Annotated in this window: 28 protein-coding genes; 1 reads left to right on the top strand and 27 read right to left on the bottom strand. The window is 33.5% G+C overall.

All coding sequences use genetic code 11. The annotated features are described in order from the left end of the window. Positions 1-32: 32 nt before the first annotated feature. The 26 genes from B5E48_RS02925 to B5E48_RS03050 all read right to left on the bottom strand — a co-directional run bounded on the left by B5E48_RS02925 (position 33) and on the right by B5E48_RS03050 (position 23,437). Positions 33-1,811 carry an ABC transporter ATP-binding protein gene (locus B5E48_RS02925; protein WP_087304037.1) on the bottom strand — a complete coding sequence of 593 codons (1,779 nt, stop codon included), beginning with the start codon at positions 1,809-1,811 and terminating at the stop codon, positions 33-35. Next, positions 1,804-3,540: an ABC transporter ATP-binding protein gene (locus B5E48_RS02930; protein WP_087304038.1), complete on the bottom strand. Its 1,737-nt coding sequence runs from the start codon at positions 3,538-3,540 to the stop codon at positions 1,804-1,806. Before B5E48_RS02930 ends, B5E48_RS02925 begins: the two co-directional genes overlap by 8 nt. A gap of 120 nt (positions 3,541-3,660) precedes the next feature. Continuing rightward, positions 3,661-4,263: a rubrerythrin gene (rbr, locus tag B5E48_RS02935; protein WP_087243265.1), complete on the bottom strand. Its 603-nt coding sequence runs from the start codon at positions 4,261-4,263 to the stop codon at positions 3,661-3,663. A 46-nt stretch (positions 4,264-4,309) separates the two neighbouring features. Further along, positions 4,310-5,044, bottom strand: a complete 735-nt coding sequence (locus tag B5E48_RS02940; protein WP_087304039.1) for an ABC transporter permease — start codon at positions 5,042-5,044, stop codon at positions 4,310-4,312. Beyond that, a complete protein-coding gene (locus B5E48_RS02945; protein ID WP_087304040.1) occupies positions 5,041-5,919 on the bottom strand; it encodes a hypothetical protein in 879 nt (292 codons plus the stop codon). Before B5E48_RS02945 ends, B5E48_RS02940 begins: the two co-directional genes overlap by 4 nt. A 15-nt stretch (positions 5,920-5,934) precedes the next feature. Next, a complete protein-coding gene (locus B5E48_RS02950; RefSeq protein WP_087304041.1) occupies positions 5,935-7,683 on the bottom strand; it encodes an NADH-dependent [FeFe] hydrogenase, group A6 in 1,749 nt (582 codons plus the stop codon). Between the two features lie 8 nt (positions 7,684-7,691). Then, positions 7,692-9,491 (bottom strand): NADH-quinone oxidoreductase subunit NuoF, encoded by a 1,800-nt coding sequence (locus tag B5E48_RS02955; RefSeq protein WP_087304042.1) that lies wholly within the window; start codon positions 9,489-9,491, stop codon positions 7,692-7,694. An 11-nt stretch (positions 9,492-9,502) separates the two neighbouring features. Beyond that, positions 9,503-9,871 (bottom strand): (2Fe-2S) ferredoxin domain-containing protein, encoded by a 369-nt coding sequence (locus B5E48_RS02960; protein WP_087243270.1) that lies wholly within the window; start codon positions 9,869-9,871, stop codon positions 9,503-9,505. Further along, positions 9,868-10,401, bottom strand: a complete 534-nt coding sequence (locus B5E48_RS02965) for an ATP-binding protein (protein WP_087243271.1) — start codon at positions 10,399-10,401, stop codon at positions 9,868-9,870. The genes B5E48_RS02960 and B5E48_RS02965 overlap by 4 nt, the downstream gene beginning before the upstream one ends. Continuing rightward, a complete protein-coding gene (locus B5E48_RS02970) occupies positions 10,383-11,105 on the bottom strand; it encodes a PHP domain-containing protein (protein ID WP_087304043.1) in 723 nt (240 codons plus the stop codon). The genes B5E48_RS02965 and B5E48_RS02970 overlap by 19 nt, the downstream gene beginning before the upstream one ends. Before the next feature lies 1 nt (position 11,106). Next, complete coding sequence (locus B5E48_RS02975) at positions 11,107-11,433, bottom strand: hypothetical protein (RefSeq protein WP_087243273.1); 327 nt, start codon at positions 11,431-11,433, stop codon at positions 11,107-11,109. After that, positions 11,433-12,599, bottom strand: coding sequence for a [Fe-Fe] hydrogenase large subunit C-terminal domain-containing protein (locus B5E48_RS02980; RefSeq protein WP_087304044.1), 1,167 nt, complete (start codon positions 12,597-12,599; stop codon positions 11,433-11,435). Before B5E48_RS02980 ends, B5E48_RS02975 begins: the two co-directional genes overlap by 1 nt. Then, the gene (locus tag B5E48_RS02985; RefSeq protein ID WP_087304045.1) at positions 12,596-13,003 is read right to left on the bottom strand and encodes an ATP-binding protein; all 408 of its coding nucleotides are present in this window, start codon (positions 13,001-13,003) and stop codon (positions 12,596-12,598) included. The genes B5E48_RS02980 and B5E48_RS02985 overlap by 4 nt, the downstream gene beginning before the upstream one ends. Next, positions 13,003-13,353, bottom strand: a complete 351-nt coding sequence (locus B5E48_RS02990) for a hypothetical protein (protein WP_087304046.1) — start codon at positions 13,351-13,353, stop codon at positions 13,003-13,005. Before B5E48_RS02990 ends, B5E48_RS02985 begins: the two co-directional genes overlap by 1 nt. Beyond that, entirely contained in the window at positions 13,347-13,838 is a 492-nt protein-coding gene (locus B5E48_RS02995; protein WP_087243277.1) for an NADH-quinone oxidoreductase subunit NuoE family protein, read from the bottom strand. The genes B5E48_RS02990 and B5E48_RS02995 overlap by 7 nt, the downstream gene beginning before the upstream one ends. A gap of 102 nt (positions 13,839-13,940) precedes the next feature. Next, positions 13,941-14,585 carry a bifunctional phosphoribosyl-AMP cyclohydrolase/phosphoribosyl-ATP diphosphatase HisIE gene (hisIE, locus tag B5E48_RS03000; RefSeq protein ID WP_087243278.1) on the bottom strand — a complete coding sequence of 215 codons (645 nt, stop codon included), beginning with the start codon at positions 14,583-14,585 and terminating at the stop codon, positions 13,941-13,943. 6 nt (positions 14,586-14,591) lie between these two features. Next, the gene (hisF, locus tag B5E48_RS03005; protein ID WP_087304047.1) at positions 14,592-15,356 is read right to left on the bottom strand and encodes an imidazole glycerol phosphate synthase subunit HisF; all 765 of its coding nucleotides are present in this window, start codon (positions 15,354-15,356) and stop codon (positions 14,592-14,594) included. Beyond that, positions 15,326-16,063 (bottom strand): 1-(5-phosphoribosyl)-5-[(5-phosphoribosylamino)methylideneamino]imidazole-4-carboxamide isomerase, encoded by a 738-nt coding sequence (gene hisA / locus B5E48_RS03010; RefSeq protein WP_087243280.1) that lies wholly within the window; start codon positions 16,061-16,063, stop codon positions 15,326-15,328. The genes hisF and hisA overlap by 31 nt, the downstream gene beginning before the upstream one ends. Then, positions 16,060-16,665, bottom strand: coding sequence for an imidazole glycerol phosphate synthase subunit HisH (gene hisH / locus B5E48_RS03015; RefSeq protein ID WP_087243281.1), 606 nt, complete (start codon positions 16,663-16,665; stop codon positions 16,060-16,062). Before hisH ends, hisA begins: the two co-directional genes overlap by 4 nt. 1 nt (position 16,666) lies before the next feature. Next, positions 16,667-17,254, bottom strand: a complete 588-nt coding sequence (gene hisB, locus B5E48_RS03020) for an imidazoleglycerol-phosphate dehydratase HisB (RefSeq protein WP_087304048.1) — start codon at positions 17,252-17,254, stop codon at positions 16,667-16,669. Next, positions 17,229-18,554 (bottom strand): histidinol dehydrogenase, encoded by a 1,326-nt coding sequence (gene hisD / locus B5E48_RS03025; protein WP_087243283.1) that lies wholly within the window; start codon positions 18,552-18,554, stop codon positions 17,229-17,231. The genes hisB and hisD overlap by 26 nt, the downstream gene beginning before the upstream one ends. 4 nt (positions 18,555-18,558) lie before the next feature. Continuing rightward, positions 18,559-19,176, bottom strand: coding sequence for an ATP phosphoribosyltransferase (hisG, locus tag B5E48_RS03030; RefSeq protein ID WP_087243284.1), 618 nt, complete (start codon positions 19,174-19,176; stop codon positions 18,559-18,561). Beyond that, positions 19,173-20,135 (bottom strand): ATP phosphoribosyltransferase regulatory subunit, encoded by a 963-nt coding sequence (locus B5E48_RS03035; protein ID WP_087243285.1) that lies wholly within the window; start codon positions 20,133-20,135, stop codon positions 19,173-19,175. Before B5E48_RS03035 ends, hisG begins: the two co-directional genes overlap by 4 nt. A gap of 345 nt (positions 20,136-20,480) precedes the next feature. Next, positions 20,481-22,202: a hypothetical protein gene (locus B5E48_RS03040; protein ID WP_087243286.1), complete on the bottom strand. Its 1,722-nt coding sequence runs from the start codon at positions 22,200-22,202 to the stop codon at positions 20,481-20,483. 4 nt (positions 22,203-22,206) lie between these two features. Further along, a complete protein-coding gene (locus B5E48_RS03045; protein ID WP_087304049.1) occupies positions 22,207-23,061 on the bottom strand; it encodes a damage-control phosphatase ARMT1 family protein in 855 nt (284 codons plus the stop codon). Then, the gene (locus B5E48_RS03050; RefSeq protein ID WP_241146907.1) at positions 23,048-23,437 is read right to left on the bottom strand and encodes a hypothetical protein; all 390 of its coding nucleotides are present in this window, start codon (positions 23,435-23,437) and stop codon (positions 23,048-23,050) included. Before B5E48_RS03050 ends, B5E48_RS03045 begins: the two co-directional genes overlap by 14 nt. Before the next feature lie 227 nt (positions 23,438-23,664). Here B5E48_RS03050 and gdhA point away from each other — a divergent pair, with 227 nt between their 5' ends. Next, on the top strand, positions 23,665-25,008 hold the full coding sequence (gene gdhA, locus B5E48_RS03055) for an NADP-specific glutamate dehydrogenase (protein ID WP_087304051.1): 1,344 nt from the start codon (positions 23,665-23,667) through the stop codon (positions 25,006-25,008). A 74-nt stretch (positions 25,009-25,082) separates the two neighbouring features. Here the strand turns inward: gdhA and B5E48_RS03060 are convergent, their stop codons facing one another. Beyond that, positions 25,083-25,367: a hypothetical protein gene (locus tag B5E48_RS03060; protein WP_087243290.1), complete on the bottom strand. Its 285-nt coding sequence runs from the start codon at positions 25,365-25,367 to the stop codon at positions 25,083-25,085. Between the last annotated feature and the right edge of the window lie 33 nt (positions 25,368-25,400).

A 25,400-nucleotide genomic window follows, 5' to 3' on the forward strand; every position in this document is an offset into this window, starting at 1 on the left:
CTTCACAAAAAAGGCAGTTGAATACAACTACCTTACTCTTCTACAAATTGTGCATTATATAATTGACTATAAAACCCATTTTGAGCCAATAATTCTTCATGTTTTCCCTGTTCTACAAGGTAACCATCTTTAATGACTAAAATCAAATCAGCATTTTTAATTGTGGATAAACGATGCGCAATCACAAAGCTTGTACGACCTTTCATCACATTTTGCATAGCATCCTGTAATCTCTTTTCCAGTCGTGTATCAACCGATGATGTTGCTTCATCTAAAATCATAATTTGTGGATCTTTTAACATCGCTCTGGCAATCGTCAGTAATTGCTTTTCTCCTTGAGAAATATTATTGGCTTCTTCATTCACAATCATATCATAACCATCTGGCAATGTTCTGATAAAATGATCCACATTAGCCTGTCTAGCTGCCTCAATCACTTCATCTTTTCTGGCATCTAAACGTCCATAATGTATATTTTCATAAATAGTCCCATGAAATAGCCATGTATCCTGCAAAACCATCCCAAACATAGAACGTAACTGTTCTCTTGGAATCTGTCGAATATCAACACCATCAATGCGAATGCTACCAGAAGTTACATCATAAAAACGTAACAACAAACTAATCAAAGTTGTTTTTCCTGAACCCGTTGGTCCAACGATAGCTACCATCTGTCCACTTTGAATATCAATATTCAAATCATGTAAAACTTCTTTGTCATGATATCCAAAACAAAGATGATCAAATTGAACATGCCCTTTTGCATGGGTTAAGGTTTGTGGATTTTCAACTGGTTTTTCTTCAGTTTCATTTAAAATTTCAGATATTCTATGTAAAGCCGCAAAAGCCGATTGAATTTGTGAAGATAAATTGCTGACTTGAGATATAGGATCATTAACCTGCCATATATAGCGGACAAAAGCCTGCAATTCTCCTACAAGTATACTTCCATTTAAAACAAATAAGCTCCCAACAAAACCAATTGTTCCAATAACCATATATGTCACAAGAGAAATACATGGTGAAATAATTGATGACATAAATTGGGCCTGAAATGCATTACGATAAAGTGTCTGATTGATATCTTTAAATTTTTTAATAGCATCTTGTTGTTTATTAAACAAAAGAATTTCTCGATAACCACCATACATTTCGGTAATAGCACCATTTAAGTTTCCTAAAGCATCCTGCTGGGCCTGGAATTTCTTTTGCGAACGTTTGACAATAATCTTGGTAATGACCAATGCCACAGGAATAATCAATAAGACAATGCAAGTCATGACAATATGTATACGCACCATCATGACAATAGCTAAAATCAGCATCAATACACCTCTTATGATTTCCGTGAGTGTCTGTTGTAAGGCATTCGAAAGTGTATCTACATCATTTGTAATACGACTTAAAACATCACCATATTTATGTTTGTCAAAATAACTAACAGGTAATTTTCTAATCTTTTCTTGCAGGGCATTTCGCAAATCATGCATAGTTCTTTGAATAGAATTTGTCAAGGCTGTAATTGTGATAGACTGAGATATTGTCTTTAATAAATAAATGCCAAACAACATCACCATAATATGAATCACACGATCAAATTCAACATGTGCTCCTGGCACATTATTCATCATAGCCATCGCATCTTCCATCAATAATGAAGTCATCATTCCTTCAATCATAGGTGCAACAGATAATGCAAAACATGTCACAACAATCATGAATATAGCGATAATAAATCCCCACTTATAGGGCGATAAAAACGGAGAAATCTGTTGGACTGATTTTTTAAATATCTGCCATTTTTTACTCATAGTTCAATTCCTCCTCACTGAGTTGTGATAAAGCAATTTCATGATAAATAGGACATGTCTGTAAAAGTTCCTTATGTTTTCCATGCCCCACAATTTGCCCCTCATCCAATACAATAATCTGATCAGCATCTTTAATCGTTGAAATCCTTTGAGCAACAATGAAAACAATAGAATGTTGCGTTTCTTCTTTTAAAGCATGACGTAAAATGGCATCCGTTTTATAATCCAGAGCCGAAAAAGAATCATCAAAAATATAAATCTCAGGTTTTCTAATTAAAGCTCTCGCAATACTTAAACGTTGTCTTTGTCCTCCTGAAACATTCGTTGCACTTTCTGTAATCATTTCATCAAAACCATTTGGTTTTTCCATAATAAAATCATAGCTTTGTGCAACTTTAGCAGCATGTTCTAACTCTTCTAAAGTTGCATCAGCCTTTCCATAACGTAAGTTTTCAGCTATCGTTCCTGTAAACAACATAGCCTTTTGAGGAATAAAACCAATTTTATTTCTCAAATCATCAATACGATAATCCTGTATATCAATACCATCAATAAGTATCTCTCCACTACTGATATCATAGAAACGTGGAATCAGATTAATCAGTGTACTTTTACCAGATCCTGTACTTCCAATAAAAGCAATCGTTTCTCCTTCATGGGCTTCAAAAGAGATGTTTTTTAAAACAGCTTCCTCACCATCAGGATAAGCAAAAGTCACATTTCGAAAAGATAAATGATGTTGAGATGTTGAAGATTGTGGTGTTTGTAAAACATGATCTTTAATATCACTTTGCGTTGATAAAACACTCATAATACGTTTTGCTGAAACAGCGGCACGTGGATACATCACAAACACATTACAAAATAACATCATTGAAAACATGGCATGGAAAAGATATTCCTGAAAAGCAATGAGTTTTCCAACCTGTAATGTTCCAGCATCAATCATATGACTGGCTACATAAAAAATAACAAGTGTAACCAAATTCATTAAAAAATAAAAGATGGGCTGTGTTAAAAGCATCAGTTTAAAAATCTTTCTTGTATAACTTGTAAATTCATCATTTGTCTGATTAAAACGAGCTTGTTCATAAGCATCATTATTAAAAGCTCTAATGACTTTTAAGCCTGATAAATTCTCTCTTGTAATACGATTTAAACGATCCAATGATAACTGCTGTTTTTGTGACATTGGTTCTGATATTTTGGCTACAACGATAACCCCTACAACAATCACTGGTAATGTTGCGGCAATAATCAAAGAGAGTTCCAATGATGTACGCATTGTCATAAAAACACTAATGATAACCATAACTGGTGTTAATAAAGCTGTTCTCAAGATGACATTGACAAACAGCTGAATTTGAAAAGCATCATTATTTGTACGTGTAATTAATGATGAAATCCCAAAATGATTAAATTCATGTGGTGAAAATGTTTGAATATGACTAAAAATATCATTTCGCATATCTCTTGTAATAGATGTTGAAATTTTCGCACAACAATATCCTAAAACAATAGTTCCTGCCACCCCAATGATTGAAATCACAATCGCTAGAAACCACATAGAATAAAGATATTCCACATTTTGATTGGTAACCCCATTATCAATCATATTAGCAATGATTGTTGGTAAACCTAATTCAACCAAAGCAAAGCCAAAGACAGATATAATATTTAAAATCAATAACTTTTTATATCTTTTGAGATAATGTAATATAAGTTTCATATAGTTCCCCCTTCCTTTTTAAACAGTATTAATCTTATTATATACTAAATAAAAATAAGAGTATAGCTCTAACATCATTCTATTAAAAAAAGAATATCAACAAGATATTCTTCCTCTTCTTTACTGCTCTATTTCACAAGTGAATGGAGCATCTTTTAATCTGATAAAATAACCTTGATCATGTGAACAAACTGGACATAATTGAGGGGCACGTGTTCCTTCAAAAATAAATCCGCAATTCAGACACATCCAATAACAAGGCTGTTTGGATGCATAAAGTTGTCCATTTTCCAACAACGTCGCCATTTTTTCAAAACGATCACCATGTGTTTTTTCAATTTCAGCAATATTGAAAAAATCCTGTGCAATCTTATGAAAACCTTCTTCTTTTGCAATCGCTCCAAAATTCTGATAGACATCTTCATATTCTTCATATTCATTATGTCTGGCACTCTTTAATAATGATAAGACATCATCATAAGTATCAACAGGATATCCTCCATCAATCACAATCGTTTCACCTGTTAGCTCTTTTAAATGATTGTAGAAGATTTCAGCATGTTCCTTTTCCTGATTGGCTGTAAAATAGAAGACATCCGCTAACATATGATGACCTTTTTTGGCTGCCAATCCTCCCGCAAATGTATAACGATTTCTCGCTTGTGATTCACCTGCAAAAGCACGCATTAAATTATCTTTTGTCTGACTATTTTTAAAATCCATATTTTCACCTCATCAAGAGTATGGACATTATTTTCATAAACATTCGCTATTTTTTATTTTTATTTTGAATCCACCTCATAATAAGTGTTGAAAATTTTGTCAGCATCCAAACAATGATGACCATCCATAAAATCCATGCAAAAATACCAATCATATCAATTTGAACCCTAGCCAGATATAATTGCTTGCCTATCCCATGTTGGGCTGAAACAAAAACCTCTGCCATGACACCGACTTTAAAACTTAATGGTAAACATGTCTCAACAGCTGATAAAATATAACCTTTAATCAATGGTAAATAGGCATAACGAAGATTATAGTACAAAGGATGATGATACAAGGTGATGATATCCTGTAAATCACTATCAATATGCATCATTCCATGCATAGTATTGAAATAAAAGATCGGCATTAACATAAAAAAGATAATCAGTAATAAAGATAAATCACTATCAACCCATACCAGTAATATAAGCATATAGCCAATTTGTGGAATAGTCTGAAGTAAAGTCATTATCGGCTGTAAATACTGACGAAAGGATGAATAAAGACCACTGAATATGCCTAAAGTGATTCCCACTAGCATAGCCACAACAAAACTGATGAGAATACGAATCATTGTATAGAAGATAGCGATATAAAATGACTTGTTAAACAAATAACTGCCCATACGCATCAAAACATCACCAGGAAATGGCAAGATGACTTCCTTTTGAATCATCCAGGAAGCCATCTGCCATAAAATAAGGAGAATAAAAACTGTCGTTAATTTTCTTTTCATGATACTAACATATCAGAGCTATAAGTGATGTTGAAGAGTTCAAGGAACTGTTTGATTTCATCTTCACATTGATGTGCTTCAACATAATGGACATTTTGACGTTCAATAGAGGCCACTGTTATATCAACACTAGGCAAACCTAACTGATCAATACCAATACTTTCCAGTTTTTCTTTTAAATCAGGATAATTGTTTTCTGTAAAATCTTGAATAGCCTGGAATAATTCATCATTTTGATATCCTTCTTTGACAAACATGGCTGCCTGAGGATATCCTTGTGTTCCATACTCTTTTTGTAAATCAACAAGAACAGATAAATTCATTTCTGATTGTTTTGCTTTCGCAATAGTCGCACTGGCAAGAGGTTCAGCTAGCATTCCTACTTCCACCTGTCCTGATAATAATTTTTGTTGGACAAGTGTTGCTGATGAATAATAATGTGGTTCAAGCTGTGTTTGAATATCAACTGTTTCTACAATCTTTTGAGGCACTGCTCCTTCTCCAAACAAAGCTAACTCTCCTGTTTTTTCCAGGGCATCTTGTGATGTTCCTACATAATAAAGATTTCCCCATGTCAATACACTCTGTAAACGATAATCTGTTTGTCCTTTAGCAATCAACTGTGTCCCTAAATTAATAGGCGCTATAATGATGTCATATTCACTATCAGCTTTTGTCAATTCAGCAATAAGCTGATCAGTACCATCAACCAACTGAATATTCCCATCTTTTGTAATGTTTTCATATTCACCTACCAGTGCAAGTGAAGGCGCTCCAGTTGGACATAAAATATGAACAGCACTCCTTTCCTGATGACATCCCACCATCAATAAACTTGTCATCATACATAAACATATATTCATTAACTTCTTCATAAAAGCCTCCATTAATTATTTAAATCTTGCTTTTTTAGTATAGTGAGTATGAAGCAAGTGATGAGCCTTTTCGCTATTTGGTTCACCCAAATAGTTTTTATATAAATTCTGTATTTGTGAATTCTTATGTGATTTACGTACAGGTAATGAAATATCTTCATCATATAAAGCTTTGGCTCTGGCCTGTTTGAAATTAAATCCACTATTTCTAATCGTTGCATTGACATATGGTTGTCCACCACCATTAATGCAGCCACCTGGACATCCCATAATTTCAATAAAGTGATATGGAGAAACACCATTTCTCATATCATCTAATAGTGGTTTAGCAAGTGCCATACTTTGCGCAACAGCAACTTTTAACGTTTGTTCACCAATTTTAATCGTTGATTCTTTCACTCCTTCTACCCCTCTAACAGCATGATAATCAATCATGGAAAGGTCTTCATGAGCTAAGATATCAGCTACTGTTCTTAAAGCAGCTTCCATAACACCGCCACTGGCCCCAAAAATAACGCCTGCACCACTATATTCACCAAAGAGATCCTGATCAAAATCATCATCTTTTAAATCTCTAAAATTAATACCAAACATCTTGATAAGTTTCGCAAGTTCTCTTGTTGTTAAAACAGCATCGACATCCTGATATGGAGATGTTTTATTCTCAGTTCGCTGTTTTTCACCCTTTTTAGCAACACAAGGCATAATAGAAACCACATAAATATCACGAGGGTCAATTCCCTTTGCCTCAGCATAAACAGATTTTACCATTGCTCCTAGCATCATGTGTGGTGATTTACAAGTAGAAAGATGATCAAGTAAATCTGGATATTCATGTTCAACATAGTTGACCCATCCTGGGCTACAAGATGTAATCATTGGTAAAGTGCCCTGATTTTGTAGTCGATTTAAAAATTCATATCCTTCTTCCATGATTGTTAAATCTGCACCAAAATTCGTATCATAAACTTTATCAAAACCAACTAATTTTAAGGCATGTACCATTTTTCCAGTCACTCTTGTGCCCATTGGCATTCCAAATTCTTCACCTAAAGCTCCACGCACTGCTGGTGCGGTTTGTACAACAACATGCTTTTGTGGATCATTTAAGGCTTCAATGACATAATGAATTTCTTCTTTTTCATGCAAAGCACCAACAGGACAGACATTCATACATTGTCCACATTGCATACAATTGACATCATCAAAGCTTTTATCATAAATAGGCGCAACTTTAGTTTTAAAACCACGATTCATATAACCTAAAACACCTAATCCCTGAACTTTCGTGCATGTTTCAACACAACGTCCACACAAAACACATTTAGATGTATTTCTCACAATACCTGGTGATACGGTATCAAATGTTGGTTCACTCTTTTCACCAGCAAATGCATCTTCTCTGACACCAAGTTCCTGACACAAACGCTGTAATTCGCAATTGGTATTACGAATACATGATAAGCAGTCTTTAGAATGATTAGATACAATCAGTTCTACAACTCTACGTCTGGCATCCAAGGCACGTTGCGAATTGGTTTTAATGACCATACCATCACGCACAGGATAAACACAGGCTGCACATAATGTCTTGGCACCCTCTACCTCTACTTGACAGACACGACAGGCTCCTGTTCCAGTGACATTTTTTAAATAGCACAAAGTAGGAATATGAATGCCATTATTTTTGGCAGCTTCAAGAACTGTCTGTCCTTCATAAGCTTCAACTTCTCTATTATTAATTGTTATTTTTATTTTTGACATATCTACACCTACTTTCTTTCTATGACTTTAAAGTGACATGCTTTCATACATAGACCACAGCGAATACATTTTTCTGGATCAATTTCAAAGGCTTCTTTTCCAATCTTCCCACTGATAGCCCCCACAGGACATTGTCTTGCACAAAGACCACATTTACGACATTCATCTTTATTAATTTCATAACGAAGCAATTTCTTACATACTCCAGCAGGACAGCGTTTATCCACAATGTGAGCGATATATTCATCTCTAAATTGTGTAATGGTTGAAAGAACTGGATTAGGAGCTGATTGTCCAAGTCCACAAAGAGCTGTATCTTTAATAGTCATCGCCAATGTTTCAAGCTCATCCAATGTTTCCATTGTTCCCTGACCATCACAGATCTGTTCAAGCAATTCTAACATACGCTTTGTTCCCACACGACATGGTGTACATTTGCCACATGACTCATCAACGATAAAGTCCATATAGAATCTCGCTACATCCACCATACAGTTATCTTCATCTAAAACAATCATTCCACCAGAACCCATCATAGATCCTAATTTAACAAGTTCATCAAAACCAATAGGTGTATCCAATTGGTCCTCAGTCAAACAACCTCCAGATGGTCCACCTGTCTGAACAGCTTTAAAACGCTTATGATTTGGACATCCTCCACCAATTTCATAAATCACTTCACGAAGCGTTGTTCCCATTGGGACTTCAACCAATCCTGTATTGCTAATTTTTCCACCCAAGGCAAAAACTTTTGTACCTGGTGATGATTCTGTTCCTATAGAGCGGAACCAGTCAGCACCATTTAAAATGATTTGCGCAATATTGGCAAAGGTTTCAACATTATTGATAATCGTTGGTTTTCCCCAAACCCCTTTATGGGCTGGAAATGGTGGTTTAGAAACAGGCATTCCTCTTTCACCCTGAATAGATTGAATCAAAGCTGTTTCTTCTCCACAGACAAATGCCCCTGCTCCTAAACGAATTTCCAAATCAAAATCAAAACCAGAATCAAAAATATTATTTCCTAATAATCCTAATTCTTTAGCTTGAGCAATCGCTGTTTTTAAACGTTCTACTGCAATAGGATATTCGGCACGAATATAAATATATCCATAATGCGCTCCTATCGCATAGCCTGCAATAATCATGGCTTCAATCACACTGTGAGGATTTCCTTCCAAAATAGAACGATCCATAAAAGCACCAGGATCTCCTTCATCGGCATTACAAATGACATATTTTTCTTCACCAGGTTCATCAAGCGCAAACTGCCATTTTAAGCCCGTTGGAAAACCTCCTCCACCACGTCCTCTTAGACCACTCTTTTTAATCACATCGACAACTTCCTGAGGTGTCATTTGTGATAAAACCTGTCCTAATGCAAAGTAACCATCCTGTCCAATATATTCTTCAATATTTTCAGGATCAATGACACCACAGTTATGCAAAGCAACACGCTTTTGTTTGGCATAAAAACGTGTATGATTAATATCATAAATTTCTTTTGTTTCCTGATCAGCCTCATTCAACATAAGGCGCTGAACAGGTCTTCCTTTATAAAGATGTTCCATAACGATTTCTTTTACGTCTTCTTTTTTGACACCTTTATAAATAATATTATCTGGATAAATGGAAATATTAGGTCCTGCTCCACATAAACCTAAACATCCTGTTCTTAAGACTTCTATTTCTCGATCAAGTCCCATTGATTTGATTTCTTTTTCAAATTCTTCAATTAATTCGCCTGAATTTCCAATTGTACAACCGGTTCCAGCACAAACTAAAACTTGTGTTCTCTTATATGGCATTTTCTACCCTCCTATTTTGAATATTGTCCGACTGTATATTCTTCAATCACTTCTCCATGTATTAAATGACGTAAAACAATGTCCTTTGCTTTCTTAGCATCAATCAATACATAAGTTGTCTTATGATTATCTTTATCAAAGACTTCTACAATGGGTTCTAAAGCACACATGCCAATACAGCCAGTCTGCATAACCGTTACAGGTAAATGGGCTTTTGCGACTTCTTCAACAAGTGTATTTAAAACAGGTCGTGCTCCAGCCGCAATACCACAAGTCGCCATACCAACGACAACACGATAATCCTGATCACCACTGCCACGCATAGCCATTTTCTCTTTAGCCTCATATCTAATCTTCTTTAATTCATCTAATGACTTCATTTCCACATACCCTCCTTTATATAATCTTTTAACCAAAGTATAATCTCAGGTTGATTAATAGGAACATCCTCAAGCAATTCTTTAATTTCCTGTGTATCTAAAACAAATTCCCTATCATCTTCCTGGTAACGAAAACAATAATCTATATGTTCATCATATTGAAGTAAGGAAACAACTGTTTCCACTAAATCTCCCATTGGTGGTGTATCAATATGATTTTTGACATACTCACCAATAATCGTTGTTCCTTTGTTTTCTTTTGAATCAATAAAGAAATATCCACCGGTCATTTCCACACTTTCTTTAAACATTGGAATTCCTAAACCAATAGAACGTGTTGTTCGTGTTGTATAAAAAGGATCAATCACTTTTTGTAATGTGTCATGATTCATACCACAACCATCATCACGAACTTCAATATGAATTTTATTTTCTTTTTGACTATTCACAATCCATATGTGTATCAAATGAGCACCAGCACGTATAGAATTTTGAACAATATCTAAAATGGTCATAGCGATTTCTTGCATATTCTCTGACTCCATAATCTCTTTAATTTATCTTCATCAATGGTATATATAGGTTCTTGAATATCTTCCAATTGATGAGCATCACTATTGATAAAAACATATTCATCTTTAACATTTGGACACAGTTTTTTTAAATCACGATATTCCTTTAAGCATGTCACTTCGATACCATCATAGTCTAAGTCTTCTGGTATCCCATGATAAACTTCATAAATGCCATATTTTTGAGCCAGTACATGCGCTAAAATAATAATCCCTTGAAAACGATGAATAGCTTCTACAATTTCATAAATATTCAAACGTAAAGAATTCAGTAATAAATATTGTTCTTCATCTTCAATCTCATCATTGACATCAAATATATATTGATGACCATAATATTGGCGATCGTTTTCTTGTTTGATAAGATGCTGTTCTATCCACTGTTGAATAGGTTTTAAATCTGTGCCTCTTTGAAAATAAGCTAACATATGAATGTTTTCAATGCTTTGTAATTCTACACCATGTATAAAGTTGATCTTTCCTTCTAATATAGGACTTTGAATCACTTTTTCTAAATAATATTGTTGTTTTAAAGAATTATGATCAGTAATCGCAATAAGATCTAACCCTTTGATATAAGCCATATTGAAAATATTATGAATTGTCATTGTGTCATCACTGCAAGGTGACAAGGCAGAATGAATGTGTAAATCATAATACATACTATAAACCTAAAGCTATCAGCTCTTTAGCAAGATGAAAAGCATCCTGTTGACTGACAAATAATGGAATTTGTAGATCCGTTGCTTTTTGAATCGTTTGCCTGTCAGGATAGTTATTTTGAACAAAGACAATTCCTGCAAAATCATGCAATTCAGCAATCGCAATCACATTCAAATGCTTTTGTACAGTTAACCATAACATACCTTCTTGACCACTTGCCATGACAACACTCAATAAATCACCAATATAAACATCCTGAATATCCTGATTGAAAGAAACATCATTAATAGATTGTAAAGGTAATTGTAATATCTCTTTGACTTTCATCATTTCACCTTCTTTTTAACACGACACAATGAATCATCCACTTCTCCACTGGCAATGCGCATAGCCAGACTACGACAATTGGCAAAGCCACAGCTGCCACAGTCGTATTGTGGCAAAGTTTCTAAAATGGCATTGACTTTATGAAACCAGGCCATACGTTCTTTAAAAGTTTGTTTTTGTTCATTGACACGACGCTTTTTAAAATATTCATTATGTTTTAATGCAACAGCAGGTGCATCACATTGAGATACCATACTTTCAATACGAAAACGTCCTTCAAATGGGTTATTCCATAAATAATAGCCACCAATACACCCCTGATAACAATGATACAAGGCAATCAGCTGAATATGTTTTAACTGATCAAATTCAATCAAATCTAAAACCATACGAATCTGAGATAATCCTTCAACACTCATCACAGATAAACGATGATCACCAAATAAATCACTGACATTACTTTTGATACCATCTGCGTTTATAGTCATCTCTTCCTTGCCTTTCCCTTTTCGTTTATTAAAATGAGGAAACATTCTAGAAATACTCAAAGCATAATCAATCTGTGAATCCATTTTCCCAAGCGGTTCTTTCGCAAGTGTTAATTTACCTACACATTCACAAAGTGAAAAGATTCCTATATCTTTTCCCTTGTATTTTTCTCTTAAACGTTTAGCCGCAATTTCGACTGGATAATCATAAGGCAAGAGATGATCAATCAATGTTGGATATTCCTGTTTAATTAATCTGTTAATGGTTGGACAAAATGATGTCAGCATCACCTGGGATGAGTTTAAACTATCCTGTAATGCCTGTTGATAAAGTTGTCCTTCAATATCACTATATTGAACAACTTCATCAAAATGAAATTCTTTTATCGCATAAACAAAATCTTTAAGTTCATCGAATTTTTGAAAATCTGAAAGTATTGATGTTGGTATTAACGCAATATTATACTCATGTTGTTGAAATGCTTTTTCCAGATTGACTTCTCTTATTCTTAACTGTTTATGTTGACATGATTGAACACAGACATGGCAATGAATGCAGTGTGTATCATCAATTACAACTTTTCCATTGATAATAGATATAGCTTCTGTAGGACACGATTTGACACATTTAATACAACTTGTGCAGTGATCACCTAAAAAATGGATAACAGGTTTCATTGAAATGTCATGCGAATATGTGTTCCCTCTTTTGAAGATGTCATCTCAAAAAAAGAAGCTACACTTTTCATATTATATAATCCCATACCTGCACCAAATCCCAGTGATCGTGCTTTTGCAGAAGCAGTTGAATAACCTGGCTTTTGAGCCAATTCAAGATCTTCAATTCCTGGTCCTATATCATCAAATAAGAGCTGAATCAATCCCTCATCATCAATTTCAAAAGTAACTGTACCACCATCAGAATGGATGACAATATTCATTTCTGCTTCATAACAGGCAATGGCGACAGCTTTAAGAACAATGCGATCAATACCAATAGATTTGAGAGTTCTTTTAATATCTGTAGAAACTTTTCCAGCATCTTCATAATTATCTTTTTCTACCTGATAAACTTTTTTCATTATCTCATTCCTTGTCTATAAAGTTGTCCACATACCTCAAACATTGTCTGATTCGTTTGAAAGATATTGATATGCAAATCTTTTGCTGTTTCGATAATATGACAATCAATCGGTTTTCCTCTTACAAAAAGAACAGTATCTAAATCAAGTACTTCGGCAGTTCTTAATGACTGAACATTAGAAAGACCCGTTAAAAACAAAACATCCTCAGTTTCATTTTTCAATAATGCTAAAGCATCAGACATTAAATCTGTCGCAAAACCTTTGTCATAATTTTTTTCATAAATATTTTCATCAGCAATATAAATGACCCTGGCATCCAGCATATCAATAATGTCTTTCATCAACATAGTTCTTCTTCCTTTAAGTAATCAAGAATCAGCATTTTCAAATCTTCCAGTTGCTTTTGACATCCAAATACAGTGCCATCAACACTGACAACAGGAGCTAAACCACAGGCTCCAACACAACGTGTGGCATCAATGGAAAATAATCCATCTTCACTTGTCGAATTGACTTCACATTCTGTCATTTCACAGAGTAAATCCAAAATCGTTTGAGCACCATTGACATAACAGGCTGTTCCCAAACATACAGAAATGATATGTTTACCTTTTGGTTCTGTTGTAAACTGTGAATAAAATGTCACAACACCATAAACTTTAGAAACGGGAACATTTAATGCTTCAGCTATTTTTTCCATTGCTTCAAAAGGAATATATCCAAGTTCATCCTGAATATCATGAAGCATTAATTTCATGGGACCACGCTCATCTTTATGCTTATCAACAATAGCGTCAATTTTATCTAAATACTCTTGTTTTAAACCACCCATACACATACTCCTTTCTTCTTCATATGTTCATTATAACATAGTTTGAAAGCGCTTAACATTAAATTTATTTGTTTATCAAAACAAAAAAGATTATCAGAATCACTAATAATCTCCTCTTTGATGAAATTCTTTTTTATTACCACTGATTTGATGTCTTTCTCTCAATTTCTCTTCTATATCCTCAACCTGAATACCTTGTTGATACATCAAAACCAATACATGATAAAATAAATCACTGATTTCACCAATTAATTCTTCTTGATTGTTGTTTTTTGCTGCAATAATTGTTTCACTAGCTTCTTCGCCTACTTTTTTACAGATTTTATCAACACCCTGTTCCAATAAATAATTTGTATATGATTTTTCAACAGGATGTACCTGTCGATCTGCAATGACATCATAAACTTCATGAAAAATATTCTTTTCAAAAATGTAAGGTATGACTTCCTGAAAGAAACATGAATAGGCTCCAGTATGACAGGCTGCTCCAACCTGTTCAACCAGAATCAGTAAAGTATCCTCATCACAATCTAAATACATCCCTTGAATATATTGGAAATGTCCAGATGTTTCTCCTTTATGCCAAAGTTCCTGACGTGAACGTGAATAAAAATAAGTTTCTTTGGTTGTCAACATTCTTTCATAAGCCTCTTCATTGACATAAGCTAACATCAATACATCCTTTGTTTTGACATCTTGTACAATCGCTGGAATTAACCCATTTCCTTTTTCAAAATCTGGTTTCATCAATTCTCAATTCCTCCTTACTGGAATGTGATGACTGGCACATAATGCTTTCACATCATCAATAGTCGCTTCCTGATAGTGAAATAAAGAAGCTGCCAAGGCCCCATCACAATTTGTTTTTCCAAATACTTCCACAATATCTTCCTGATTCCCACAACCACCACTGGCTATGACGGGAATAGAAACAACGTCAAGGACTGCATTTAACATATCAATATCAAATCCATCACGGGTTCCATCTTTATCCATAGATGTCAATAAAATCTCACCAGCTCCCAGCTGCTCACATTGTTGAACCCATGTGATTAAATCCAATCCCGTATTTTTTCTACCACCAGCCATATAGACATCATAACCACTGTGATCATCACGCATCTTGGCATCAATCGCCACAACGACACACTGCACACCAAATTCATCTGCAGCCTGTTGAATCAATTGTGGATTTAAAATCGCTGCTGAATTGATAGAGACTTTATCTGCCCCACTGGATAAAATCATACGAAAATCATCTAAAGTACGGATGCCCCCACCGACAGTTAATGGAATCGACAATTCACTGGCTGCACGCTGAATCAGATCTTTGATAATATCACGATTTTCATAAGTCGCTGTGATATCTAAAAAAACAACTTCATCAGCACATTGTTCATCATATCTTTTCGCAATTTCAATAGGATCACCCACATTTTTTAATCCTACAAAATTCACTCCTTTGACAACCATACCATCTTTAATATCTAAACAGGGAATGATTCTTTTGGCAAGCATGATATCACCTCTTTCAAGTCAATCTGACCTTCATAATAAGCTTTTCCAACAATACAGCCATAATAACCTTGCCTGGCTGCTTCCAAAATATCTTCAGCTCCTTTTACACCGCCAGAAACAATGCAATGTAAAGATGTTGTGTCTTTGATTTTTTGATAGATGGGAAATGATGGTCCCTGTAATGTACCATCTTTAGAAATATCTGTACACACAATATATTGAACTCCCATTTTTTCTAATTCCTGTAAAAAATCTAAGTAATATATCTGTGTATTGACAAGCCATCCTGAAGTTGATACAAATCCATCTTTGATATCCACGCCCACAACAATACGTTTGGCTCCATATTTCTTTAAAGCTGTTTTTAAAAATTCAGGATTTTCAATAGCTGCCGTACCTAAAATCACACGATCAATCCCGATTTTTTCTAAGTATAGTTCTACCGTATCCATCGTTCGAATGCCACCACCGACTTCAATAGGAATAGAGATGGTCTGACGAATTTTTTGAATTGTTGAAAGATTTGTTGTTGTCCCATCTTTAGCCCCATCTAAATCTACTACATGTAAATAATTGGCTCCCATATTCTGAAACTGTAAAGCCAGTGTTTCTGGTGATGAAGAATAGACTGTTTTTTGTTGATAATCACCTTTATATAAACGCACTGCCTCACCATCTTTTAAATCAATTGCTGGAATAATAATCATTGCACCATCTCCTTAAACGCTAATAAAATTTTTCTTCCAACTGCACCACTTTTTTCAGGATGGAACTGACATCCCATGACATGATCCTTTGCGACAACAGCCGTAATCTTGGCTTGACCATATTCACAACAGGCAATGAGTTCATCATCGGTTGGATAGGCCATATAAGAATGAACAAAATAAACATAATCTCCATTTTTTATATTTTTCATTAAGGGATGATCTTGTGTAAGAATCAGTTCATTCCATCCCATATGTGGGATTTTGGCCTGCACATCCATCAATTTGACTTCACCTTTTAAAAAACCTAATCCTTCCGTTGGAGTCACTTCATAACCTTTTTCAAATAAAATTTGCATTCCTAAACAGATTCCCAATATTGGAATACCCGCTTCTTTTCTTTCTTTTAAAATATCAATCAAATCATATTTCTTTAAATGTTCCATCGCTACTGGAAATGTTCCTACACCAGGCAGTACAATTCCTTTAGCCTGTCGAATCACATCGTGATCTCGACTCACCACAACATCCATACCAAGTTTCAAAAAAGCATTTTGCACACTCATTAAATTTCCAACATGATAATCAATAATCACAATCATCTTATAAAACTCCTTTTGATGACACAATCTGATCTTGATGATTTTCATCAATCATGACTGCCTGTTTTAATGCACGTGCAAAGCTTTTAAACATCGCTTCAATAATATGATGTGTATTTTCACCATAGCTTTCATGAATATGCAAAGTCATCATAGCATGATCACTGACTGCTTTAAAAAACTCTTTTGTCATCTCCGTTTCATATTGACCAACTTTCATACAAGGCAATTGTGCATGATAAACAAGGTAAGGACGACCACTTAAATCAAGTGTTGTTGTGACGAGTGCTTCATCCATGACAATAGCCATTTGACCATAGCGATAAATGCCTTTTTTATCACCTAATGCTTCTTTGATACATTCTCCTAAAACAATTCCTAAATCTTCTATTGTATGATGACTATCAACGTTTAAATCACCATGACAAATCACTTTTAAATCAAAACCACTATGGAAAGCCCATAATTCAAGCATATGATCCATAAATCCAATACCTGTATCAATTTGAGCTATCCCTTGACCATCTAGATTTAAGGACATATCAATAGATGTTTCTCTTGTTTCACGCTTTATTTGACTTTTTCTCATATGTATCCTCCTCAAATCTCACTGCAACACTATTGGCATGTCCGTCTAATCCTTCTTTTTTGGCAAATGTGATGACATCATCTTTCAATGCTTCTAAAGCTGCTTTTGGATAATAACTGTATGATGAATATTTCACAAAATCATAAACACCTAAAGCACTATAAAATTTAGCTGTTCCTCCGGTTGGTAAAACATGATTTGTTCCTGACATATAATCACCAAGTGGTTCTGGTGTATATTCACCTAAAAATATAGATCCAGCATTATGAATCAGTGGTAAAGTATTCATTGGATTTTCTACAAGCACTTCAAGATGTTCAGGCGCAAACTCATTAGAAACCTGAAAAGCTTCTTCTATCGAATTCACAATAAATGCTCCACCATAGTTCTGTAACGATTCTTCAATAATTTCTGTTCTTGGTAATAACTGTATCTGTCGTTTCAACTCTTCATTGACCTTTTCAACAAGTGAAGGTGATGTTGTGACCAAAAGAGCACTGGCTAAACGATCATGTTCCGCCTGACTCATTAAATCGGCTGCAATATATTTAGGATTGGCTTTGTCATCTGCCACGATTAAAATCTCACTAGGTCCAGCAATCATATCAATGTCTACTCGGCCATAACAGCATTTTTTAGCTGTCGCTACATAAATATTGCCTGGTCCGACAATTTTATCAACTTTTGGTAAGGTTGCTGTTCCTATCGCAACTCCAGCAACACCATGAGCGCCCCCTACCTTATAAATTTCATCAATCCCACAAACATAGGCTGCTGCTAGAATGCTAGGATTCACTTTTCCATCAGCTTTTACTGGCGTGATGATAATCAAGTTTTGAACTCCTGCAAGCTTCGCAGGAATTGCATTCATCATAACAGTTGATGGATACGTTGCTGTTCCTCCTGGTACATATAAAGCCACTTTTTCCAAACCTCTTACCAATTGCCCCATCATGACACCATTTTCCTTATATAATGACCATGATTTATCCACCTGATGTTGATGAAAAGCTATTAACTGTTCTTTAGTACGCTCTAAAATACGCATAAAGTCTTTACCAACACTTGTGACACCATCCAAGATTTCTTGTTTTGAGACAATCAAATCTTTAGGATTATCAATCATGAAACCATCTAAATCTCGACAATACTTCATTAATGCCTGATCTCCATTTTTTTCAACATCTTCAATCATATTCATGACAGTATCATTGACCTGTTTGGTCATTTCAGTTTTACGTGATGAAAACTTTTGCACAACATCCTTAAACTGCCCTTGTAAATCATAAACTTTTAACATCTTATTACTCCCCTTTCAATTTATAAATCAAATCAAAGATTTCTTCTTTTTTAAATTTTAAACTCACTTTATTGACAATCATTTTTGTAGAAATATCACTGATTTTTTCAATAACCTCTAAACCATTGGCTTTAAGCGTTGAACCTGTTTCTACAATATCCACAATAGCATCACTTAATCCCACAACAGGCCCCAGTTCTACTGAACCTTCCAGCTTTATGATTTCAACATCTTCCTGTTTTTGGTTAAAATAATCCTTAGCCACTTTGGTATATTTAGAAGCAATACGTTTACGACGATGAAAAACTTTATCTTTGTAACCAGGATAAGCAGCGACTGCAAAATAACATTTTCCTATATCCAAATCCAACATTTCATAATAATCCTGGAAATCACTATCTTCTAAAGTATCTTTTCCTACAAAACCGACATCAACGATCCCATGTTCTAAAAAAGTCAAAACATCATTGGCTTTCGCAAAAATCATTGATAAACCATCAGGAGTTTCAATCATGAGTTCACGGTCTTTATGAAAAATAGGTTCCATATCAAATCCCTGTTTTGATAACAATTGACAAACCTGCTTTTCAATACGCCCTTTTGTAATGGCTATTTTAATCATGCTTCCTCCTCCTTTTCTAAAGCTTTGAGAATATGACTTAAATCATAACTAAATCCAATTGCAGGAACCTGCCTTTGAAAATGATTCATGAGTTTATCATAACGTCCACCATTCATAATAGGTTCAGCACTATAAGGCGAATACCCCTTTAACATAATACCTGTATAATATTTCATCATTGGCGTCATAGCTAAATCAAATGTTAAAATGTCTTTCATCTTTGATTGTTGATATAAATGAATGCACTCTTCAATAGCCTCTTTTAATAATGGATCATCTATCAGTGATTGAACCTGATATAAAACTTGAATATCACCAAAAGCTTGAGGTAACATCAACAACAAATCATGGAGATGACTATCAAAATGATGACTCTCTACAAAGTCTTTCATAGCACTTAAATCACGTCTTTTTAATATATTGACGAATTTCTCATCATCCACTATTTCAACTAAACGGTTATAAAATTGAGCCGATCCCATTTCAATGCGTAATGTCTTTAATCTTAAACACTGCATTGTTTCTAAAACAAGCTCTAAGCATTCTAAATCTCCCGCAACACCTGCTTTTCCAAGCAATTCAATACCTGCCTGAAAAAATTCACTGCTTCTTCCTTTATGTCTTTTTTCTTTACGATAAACCTTCCCAAAATAACAATATCTTTTTTCACCATTTTCTTTTTGTGAACTATACAATCTTGCTAGTGGAACTGTAAAATCCACTCTCAATGCCACTCTTTTGCCTTCATAATTGATATATTGAAACATCTTTTCTTCATCAATTCCAATATCCATATCATTATAAAGTTCCACATATTCAAATGATGGCATTAAAACTTCTAAATAGCCATGTTCAACAAAAATATGTCTTAAATCATTTTCAATATCTCTTAACTTAGACACATTATTCATAATGGCATCAATACTTTCTTCAGGTATTAAATATTTAAACTCTTCCATGTCAATCCCCCTTTAACAAAAAAGACGAGTCTTAATGACTCGTCCAAACCTTCTATAAGTCATTAGATACACCCATTTATAAAGTATATGCAAAACGGGCTGTATCTTTCATAGATATAACCCTAAGTGTTCCAATGGTGATGGCGATGAAATTGTTGATTTAAAATTGTCTTTTTCATAAATATCACCTCATTTTTTATCATTCTAACACATTTAAAAGATAAAAAAAAGAATTTTTTATAAAAACTTTATAAGTATTCTCATCTATCATATTCATAACTTAAAAATCAACTTTTAAAGACTTATATAAAAAAAGAAAGGTCAGTAAAACCTTTCTATCAAACTTTACCATGCATTATCTACAATGTTATGTCCATCCACACGATAAAGATAATCAGTTGTCCAGCTTGTGTCATAAGGCTCATTATGCGTTTGATGTGTAGATGGCATAAAACGAACACTATAAAATCTTGTTCCAACGTAGTTTTGGTCCTGTTTCCTCATTAGAATAATATCCTGCACTGTTTGAGATTCTGCTACCGAGGAATCAATACGTCGTGTTATATAAACACCATATTGATCATCATTTTGTGAATAGATGGTCATATCCAATATTTGCACATCTAAAATAACACCCTCACTATTATCTATTCGTGTGATTCCTTGATCAATACTTTTTACAGCTTGATAAATATCATCTTCATCTTGCACTTTAATAAGATTTTCATCCGATTTTATAGTTGAAATATCATCAACTTCCAGTAGTTGAGTATAACTTGCATAACGTTGCTGGTCTTTTTCTTCCTCTGCTATTTCATATGATTCTTGCTTAGATTCTTCTTGTGAGGAATCTGTTGATTCATTGGTTGATATAGATTTTTCTGTTTCTTGTTTATTTAAATCTTCTTCAAATAAATCCGGATTTATTCTAAGAGTATTATTATATTGTCTATCCAATTGATAAATTTTACATTCATCATTATCCAATTGAATAAGATAATCATGTAGTTCATCTGATATATATAAAATTTGATTACCTACAAGAGAAACCTCACATACATCTTGATTCATAACAACTTGATGTTGTTTAATAACTAAGTTCATCCACTCATTTCCATATATACATCCTTCATATTCATCTATGAAGCTATCTTGATCCTGTGTGATTTTATTCATTGCATAAAATTTATAAGTATCATCGTAGGCAACATAAAAAACATCTTCAAATTGACCCACTCTTTGAACAAAATTGGTATCTATTTCAAAAACTTTTTGTCCAAATAAATAACGTACGTTATCATAAAGAGTCAACTGTTTATCATCTATACGATAAGCTAAATATTGATCATGATAATTGAAATAATTAAGTTTTCCAAATGGTAATACTATAAATAAACCAATGATTATACATCCTATTAAATATATAGGAAAAGAGTGTTTTTTCATTATCAAAACAAGTCCAATACTTATTATCACAACAAGTATAATGATAAGCTCTATCCATAATCCAGTCCAATCAATAAGATAAGTATTCATTAATAAACAATAACCAACACCTGTGATAAGCTTCATCACAACTGAGCAAAAAGCTACAACAAGTAATATAAGTAAAAGCATAGACATTTTTCTTTTTGGTGTCATTGTTGAATCTATTACCTTTGTACACAAAGATTGAAAATAATTGACAACATCTCTATCATATTCAATATATAAAATAAAATCTTCAAAAAAAGCGATAATAACTTTTGAATCATATTGTACCTTTTTAAGAGATGTTAAATCAAAAATACGATTTTGATAAAAGAAACGATGATTTTCATCAATAATAACTAAGTCACTACTAATCGTTTGTTGAAGCTTATTCATTTTTTTCTTTTTTGCAATAACAATAAATTCTAAACATAAAATCCCCAATGCTATAATAATTCCTATAGAACTCCAATGAAAGTCTATACATACTAAACCAATAGAACATCCTATCAAAATAATAAGGAAAATCATAATAGTGAGTCTATTCTGTCTTTTATAACTTATACGATCTTGCATTCTTTGAATATGTAATTCCACTTTCTCACCTCATTTTCTGAGATAGACAGACAAATGATTTTTGCTTCACACCTATATATCGGCTGATTACATCACATTTTACCATCAATAAGAAATAAATATTCTTATCTTCCTCACTTAAACTTTCAAAATTAGCTTGACCTTTCGCAATGATGAGATCGGCCTGATGATAAACATCTAAAAACTCTTGACTGACACAAGAAAGAATCGTGCCCAGTGATCCATCCCCATTAGAAATAATTGTTGCATATTGATCCATACCAACTTCATAAGCATCTTCTAATATAGAATCATTAACAACCGGTTTCCCTCTTGTCACAAAATAGATTTTGAGTTGAGGATTCATTGCTTTTATTCTTTTAATCAACAATAAATCAAGACATATTTCACCACAATTATCTCCCAGATAGACTAAAGAAGAAGCATTCATTAAATCTTCTTTTAATCTTTCAACATGATTAATAGTTAAAGATAATTGATCCATATTTTGAAAATAAGTCATCATATCTTTTTGTACATTTTGATGGATAGGACTAAAATCGATAACATTTCCCACAATAGCATATTTAACAGCCTCTTCAAAAGAATGAATCTGGTTATCTAATTGATTCAGTTGTTTTAAAAACATCTGATTATAATCACGTCTTAACTGATAGTAAGGATCATCATGATGAATATACGCTTTGACCATGTCAAAAACTTCACCTATAATTTCAGGGTTTGTTTTTGTAAAATCAACCTGACTCATATAAGCAAAAAACTGGTGAAACAATTCATCCTGATTCAGACATCCTGTCATACTTGCCATCTTGACAACCTGATTAACCAGACATGGTAAACATTGTTTATTCATTTTCATTGCTTTTATCCTCTTGAGTGAACTCATTATAAGCTTCTAAAAAAGCATCACTGTTAAAAACATAGATATGACTTGTTTTTTGATGCTCAACAATAATATGATGCTTAGACTTTTTTTGAATGGATTGAATATTTTGATAAGGAATCAATGTGGGTAACATAGCTGCAACTTTCCACTCATAAATCATCATTTCATTATCAAATAAAATAATCTTATATCTTGCAGTCATTAATAAAAGTGCAATCAATGATAATAAAAGACAACCTATGGCCTGTGGTAAAGCTTTTTGCATAAAAGCATAAAGACTCAAAATCATCAATATAATAAATAAGAAAAGACAAAATAAAAATGTACGATATTCTTTAAATTTTTTCATCATTTTTTATCACCTCTTGTAGTTTAACATATTTTATAAAGAATGAAAACTTTATTCATAACATTATAAAAATTTATTATTTTCAAAACAAATCTATCATTTAATTCTATTTATACTAAAAAATAAGAATTATTTTATCTAAATTTCAAAAAATGTAATAATTTTTTATTAAAATGCTTGTTTTTTATTTATCATTGTATATAATAAGTTCAAGGAGGATTCAAACTATGAAATATATTGAAAGAGTTTTAGAAGATGTAAAAAGAAAAAATGCTGATCAGCCTGAATTTATTCAAGCTGTAGAAGAAGTCTTGGAAAGCTTAGAACCTGTTATTGAAGCTCATCCTGAATACGAGGATATGGCTATTTTAGAAAGATTGGTAGAACCTGATAGAGCTATTATGTTCAAAGTTCCTTGGCAAGATGATCAGGGAAAAGTTCATGTCAATAGAGGATATCGTGTTCAATTCTCAAATGCGATTGGACCATATAAAGGTGGTTTAAGATTACATCCATCTGTCAATTTAGGAATTATTAAATTCTTAGGTTTTGAACAAATCTTTAAAAATTCATTAACAACTTTACCAATTGGTGGAGGTAAAGGTGGTTCTGATTTCGATCCACAAGGAAAATCAGACAATGAAATCATGCGTTTCTGTCAATCATTTATGACTGAATTATATCGTCATATTGGACCAGACGTTGACGTACCTGCTGGGGATATTGGAACAGGTGCCAGAGAAATTGGATATATGTATGGACAATATAAAAGAATCAGAGGAGCCTATGAAAATGGTGTCTTAACTGGTAAACCATTACCATATGGTGGATCTTTAATTCGACCTGAAGCAACTGGATTTGGTGCTGTTTATTATGGTAAAGAAGTTTTAAAACACTTTAATGATTCTTATGAAGGTAAAACAATTGCATGTTCAGGTTATGGAAATGTTGCCTGGGGTGTATGTTTAAAAGCCAGAGAATATGGTGCAAAAGTTGTGTCTATTTCTGGTAGAGATGGGTATGTTTATGATCCTGATGGAATTACAACTGATGAAAAGATTGATTTCTTATTAAAAATCAGAAGTTCAAATGATGTTAAACTTAAAGATTATGCTGAAAAATTTGGTTGTGAATTCCATCCAGGTGAAAAACCATGGGGATTAAAAGTTGATATGGCTTTCCCATGTGCAACACAAAATGAAATTGGATTAGAAGAAGCTAAACAATTGGTTGCTAATGGAGTGAAATATATTATTGAAGGTGCTAACATGCCTACAACACCTGAAGCCATTACTTACTTCTTAGAAAATGGTGGAACTTTAGGACCTGCAAAAGCAGCAAATGCTGGTGGAGTTGCTGTATCTGCATTAGAAATGGCTCAAAACTCTATGCGTTATAGCTGGAGCGCTGAAGAAGTTGATCAGAAGTTACATGATATCATGGTTGATATTCATGATTCTTCAGTCAAAGCTGCTCAAAAATATGGTTTAGGTTACGATTTAATTAAAGGAGCTAATATTGCTGGATTTGAAAAAGTTGTAGCTGCTATGATTTCTCAAGGAATCTATTAATAAAAAAAGATTGTCAAGATATCATTGATATTTAGACAATCTTTTTTATTTTCATAAATAAAGCATCATACTTATTAACGATTCTTACGATAACTTAATAATAATGGTATGACATTCACCACAAAAGAACCTATTACAAATATCCATAGCATCATAGATAATGTTGGTGCAACATCTGCAATAGCACTCCAATCCCCTGCTAAACTCCAAGACGCTATCATTTGATACTGATCGCAAAGTGTCAATGCCATCAAGAATAAGGAAAGAACCATAAAAATATGATAATTTTTACCAGCATTATACATATACAAATTCAATAAAGTCATGATAAGAGTTAATATTCCAAATATAATCCACATATATTTCTCCTCCTTTTAAAAAATAGGAAACAT

The organism is Massilimicrobiota sp. An105 (genome assembly GCF_002161155.1).
In the GTDB taxonomy this organism is placed as follows: Bacteria; Bacillota_I; Bacilli_A; order Erysipelotrichales; family Coprobacillaceae; genus Allocoprobacillus; species Allocoprobacillus merdigallinarum.